We start from the raw sequence: 1,257 nt of genomic DNA, 5'->3' as shown, positions 1-1,257 counted from the left end.
GGGCGGGGATCGGGGGTTTGGTGGCGGCCCTGCGGCTCGCCCATGCGGGCCTCGACGTCACCGTGCTGGAGCGCGCCGCGCATCCGGGCGGCAAGATGCGCAGCGTGCCCGTCGACGGGCGCGCCGTGGAGGCCGGTCCCACGGTCTTCACCATGCGCTGGGTCCTCGACGAGATCTTTTCGGAGTGCGGCGCGAGCCTCGACGACCGCTTGACCCTCGCCCCGGCGGCGATTCTCGCCCGGCACGCCTGGGGGCCGGACGGCCACCTCGACCTGTTCGCCGATCCGCGCGCCTCCCGCGACGCCATCGCGGCCTTCGCCGGGCCACGCGAAGCCGAGGGCTACGACCGATTCCGCGCCCGGGCCGCGGCGGTCTACCGAACCCTGGAGGGGCCGTTCATCCGGGGGCAGCGCCCGAGCCCGGTCGCCCTCACCCGCCGAGCCGGCCTGTCGGGCCTGGGCGACCTCTGGCGCATCCAGCCCTTCACCACCCTGTGGTCGGCGCTCGGCGAATACTTCTCCGATCCGCGCCTGCGCCAGCTGTTCGGGCGCTACAGCACCTATTGCGGCGCCTCGCCGTACCGGGCGCCCGCGACCCTGATGCTCGTCGCCCATGTCGAGTCGCAGGGGGTCTGGCACGTGGCGGGCGGCCTAAGCGCCCTGGCCCGGGCGGTGGCGGATCTCGCCGCCGAGTGCGGCGCGCACCTGCGCACCGAGGCCCACGTGGCCCGCATCCTCACCGACCGCACCGGCGTCACCGGCGTGGAGCTCGCCGACGGCGAGCGCCTCCCGGCGGACGCGGTGGTCTGCAACGCCGACGCGGCGGCCCTGGCTGACGGGCTCCTCGGCGCAGCGGCGGCCCGGGGCGCCGACCGGGTTCCGCCGGCCGAGCGCTCCCTCTCGGCCGTGACCCTGTGCATGAATGTCGAGGCCCAGGGCTTCCCGCTCCTGCGCCACACGGTGTTCTTCTCGGGCGACTACGCCGCCGAGTTCGACGCCATCGCCCGGGGGCGTCTGCCCGCCGACCCCACGGTCTATGTCTGCGCCCAGGACCGGGGCGACGTCGCCCCCGAGGCGCCCGGGCCCGAGCGCCTGCTCTGCCTCGTCAACGCGCCGGCGGGCGGCGCCACCCCTTCGGAGATCGCCACATGCACGACCGCCCTGCATCGCCGCCTGGGGGCCTGCGGGCTGAGGCTGACGGACACGCCCGCCACGGTGACGACGGGGCCGGCGGGGTTCGGGACGCTGTTTCCGGGGA

1 protein-coding gene is annotated in these 1,257 nt (G+C 75.8%); it reads left to right on the top strand.

Annotated features, from left to right (window positions below):
* Positions 1-1,257: FAD-dependent oxidoreductase (locus tag FV218_RS22415; RefSeq protein ID WP_246685243.1), on the top strand; the 1,257-nt coding region annotated here is incomplete at both ends.

Origin of the sequence: Methylobacterium sp. WL69 (assembly GCF_008039485.1) — a bacterium.
In the GTDB taxonomy this organism is placed as follows: Bacteria; Pseudomonadota; Alphaproteobacteria; order Rhizobiales; family Beijerinckiaceae; genus Methylobacterium.
Note: the sequence above shows the minus strand (reverse complement) of the source record. Positions and strands in the feature narration are given on the sequence as shown.